Source organism: Citrifermentans bremense R1 (assembly GCF_000426865.1).
Taxonomy (GTDB): domain Bacteria; phylum Desulfobacterota; class Desulfuromonadia; order Geobacterales; family Geobacteraceae; genus Geomonas; species Geomonas bremensis.
The window spans coordinates 1-3,424 of the sequence record NZ_AUGE01000067.1 but is presented as its reverse complement, the minus strand read 5'-3'; the positions used below and the strand labels follow the sequence as shown (position 1 = coordinate 3,424).

Genomic DNA, 3,424 nt, shown 5'->3' with positions numbered 1-3,424 from the left:
CGCATAACATTCCTTTGTGATTGCAATGTGTTACGCGCCGTAGTGTACCATAAAACTGCTCTTTTCTGTACTTAGTTTTTCAACAACCTGCTAGCCGACCCCAAAGTGGACCATGAGAACAAGAAACTGAAGCTGTCGGCGGGGAAGGGCGAGCTTGCCACGCTGGATGTGGAGATCCGCAAGCAGTTCGCCGAGACCGAGAAGAAGCTCAAGGACGCCAAGCTGCCGGCCGAGATTCTGGAGCGGCATTACAAGTTCGTGAAGCACTACGACGACAATCTTGCCGAGCTGAAGGGAAACATAGACCGGGTTGAGAAGGCGAAGGACAAGGCACAGGCAGAGGTCGAGTTGGAGAAGACCCGTGTCCACCTGGAAAAGGCGAAGGCACCGTCGCGGCACCAGCAGCTTGATCCCAACAATCTGCCGTTCCGGCAGCCGAAGGCACAGAAGCGCGAACCGCGAATGAAGAAAGAGGAGTTTGAGCGGGATCTGAAGAAGGATAAGAATGCCTGGCGCAGTCAGAAGCGCATTCATGTTGCTTCGACCGGTTCAGTAGCCGGTCTGCTTACTCCGGACGATCTTGCAGAAACCATCGAGGTCCAGTTCACACCGGAGATAAAGGCCAAGGCTCAAGAGCTTGGCAACAGCCCAGTAAAGATATACGAGTGGGTGCGCAACAACATAGAGTTCGTCCCGACATGGGGCTCCATACAGGGAGCCCAGATGACTCTGCTGACCAAGCAGGGTAACGCCTTTGACACCGCATCACTCCTCATCGCTCTGCTGCGTGCGGCAGGGATACACGCCCGTTACGTCACCGGAACTGTAGAACTGCCTATAGCCAACATCATGAACTGGGCTGGGGATTTTACCGATCCCATGGCTGCTCTCGACTTCATGTCCAGTGGCGGGGTCCCGACGAAAGGACTCGCCGCCGGAGGGAAGATAGTCGCGGCCCGTTTTGAGCATGTCTGGGTCGAGGCGTTCATCGACTATATCCCGTCGCGTGGCGCAAAGCATATTCCGGAAAGGGAAGACACCTGGATCAAGCTCGACCCGACATTCAAGCAGCACAACTACACGCAGGGAATAGACATTAAAAATGCTGTCCCCTTCGACGCGCAGGGGTTTCTTGACCCAACTTCAATCTACCGCGACTGTAAACGAGGCAGAATGATACGTTACCGGTGTAAACTCCCTTTACGCTCAGCAGACGATGCAGGACTACCAGACCCGCGTCCAGAGTTACATTGAGGCTAACTATCCGAATGCCACAGTCGGGGATGTTCTCGGTAAGAAGGAGATCGTCAAGCAGGAGTTCCCTTACCTGCTGGGGACACTGCCATATCGGACAGCCGTAAAAGGTGCGACTTTTACCTCGATCCCAGACGCCCTTCGGCACAAGCGGTCCTTCAACGTGAAAAAGGAGACCGTTGATCTGGCGTCGCTCGATCCGGATGCACCGGCTCCGGTTGACAAGTCGCTCAACATATTGAAAAGCCTTGCAGAGTTGGCAGGAAAGAAAATTACGCTCAGCTATTCCCCGGCGACTGCCCAGGATGAAGCGATAATCAACTCCTATCTGCCGACCCCACATGCCGATGGTTCGCCCATTCAGCCCAGCGAACTTCCATCGTCACTTCCGGCATACCTGATCAACGTCATTCCCGAACTCCGTATCGACGGACAAGTTGTGGCGACAGGGGAGGCAGTCGGCCTTGGCGGCACCAACATCTTTTCCATGACTTTCTCTGACCCGTCGTACGGGTCAAGCCAGGTCGTCAACTACATCGACGCCGGGGTTTACCAGGCGATAGGGCTGAACTTGGGTAAAATCAGCCAAGACCATTTAGCCGCCCTCAAAGCTAAGATCGAAACAACTAAGGTTCGCCTTCAGAGCCAGGACTTTACTGGTATAACGAAGGATGACCTCGTCGGGGATCTTCTTTACACCACCGCACTTGCCTACCATAACCAGCTTAACACAACTAATTACTTTGCCGCAGGAGTCATGGGCGTTAAGGCTATCACCCTCCCTTCAGAGACTATATTTGCGACCAAACTTAAAGTAGCTTTATTATGGGGGATCCCGCGGAACGTCAGTCCTGGTGGGCTCAACATGGATGCTGATTATCTGATGCAAGTGGTGAAAGCCACGGACGGAAACGTTCATACAGTCAAAGACTACATGCTCAATAGCGGCATGGCGTCTTCTGCTCTTGAACACAGCGTCCCGGAACAGCTTTTTTCGATACCAGGGAGTGCAGCACAGGGAATAAGTGCAGTCAAGGCTCTCCAGATAGCGAACGACCAAGGTATACCGATTTACACACTCAATCAGGCGAACATAGCGGTAGTTCTGCCGCAAATTCAAGTCGATGAGCAGATTAAGGAGGATATCCGAAATGCTGTTAACGCAGGGAAAGAGGTGACGGTTTCTAAGACAAACATCACCTCTAACGGTTGGACTGGCTGCGGGTACATTGTAATTAATCCCGAAACAGGGGCAGGAGCGTATATGCTCAGTGGAGGGACGAATGGTGCCATCCTCTTAGTCGCGGTTATGTTATTAACAGCAATTGCACTGATTGCTATCGCAGTAGCCATCGGCCCTATTGCATTAATTATCGTTTCCATATTAAGGCCTTTTTACTTGGCTCTCCTAGCTTGGATAGCAACTCAGGCTAGTGAAAAGGTAAGAGATTGCGTCGCATCCACTTTAATATCGCTTCTATCGGTATTTACATTTATGCGGGTATTTCCACCACCCTATGGAAGCTTTTTCGATCCGATAAAACGCCTATTCGGTCTCACTATGGGAAGTTCAACAAACAGAGTGGTTAACAGTTGCTACGGGGGCGAGTATGCATATTGATCTATATTCAATTATCCTATTTCAGGTCTCCACAATATTACTTGTTTATCTAATAGCGATTCCAATCAACAGAATTGGTGATGAAAGCATTAAAAACTAACTTAAAAAGTTGCGATCTGATTATGACGGTGCAATTGGTTTGGGAGATATTATTGTTTGGCCAATAATCTTAACTCTCTTTTTTCCTTTTTATGCTTTATTTATATTACTTTTTAAAAGAAAGCTTTGGCTCCTACTTAGAATAATTACAAATAGCAAAAGGTTGGCAGTGAGTATCTTATTGATACTTGCAACTTTCTTTACGCTTGTTGTATTTGCTGCTTTTCACTATTTTTTAGCTTACGCTATAGTATTTATCCCTTCAGTTCTTGTATTAATAGTAAATTATAAAAGAGAAAAATCTGAATACGAAGGCAATTAGACGAAGCAGGGCCTACCAGATTATAACGTGACGAGGGGGACGTAGTTGAGTTCGTTGAGTTGCTTCAGCCAATGGCGTGCAGGATAGGCATTTTGTCGTAGAGAACTTCACCTCTTTTTGCTGCCAAG

2 protein-coding genes are annotated in these 3,424 nt (G+C 49.2%); both read left to right on the top strand.

The genetic code is table 11. The annotated features are described in order from the left end of the window. The first annotated feature begins 105 nt into the window (after window positions 1-105). Window positions 106-1,254, top strand: a complete 1,149-nt coding sequence (locus tag K419_RS24200) for a transglutaminase-like domain-containing protein (protein WP_026842880.1) — start codon at window positions 106-108, stop codon at window positions 1,252-1,254. Further along, complete coding sequence (locus K419_RS24195; protein WP_026842879.1) at window positions 1,217-2,875, top strand: hypothetical protein; 1,659 nt, start codon at window positions 1,217-1,219, stop codon at window positions 2,873-2,875. The genes K419_RS24200 and K419_RS24195 overlap by 38 nt, the downstream gene beginning before the upstream one ends. The last annotated feature ends 549 nt before the right edge of the window (window positions 2,876-3,424 follow it).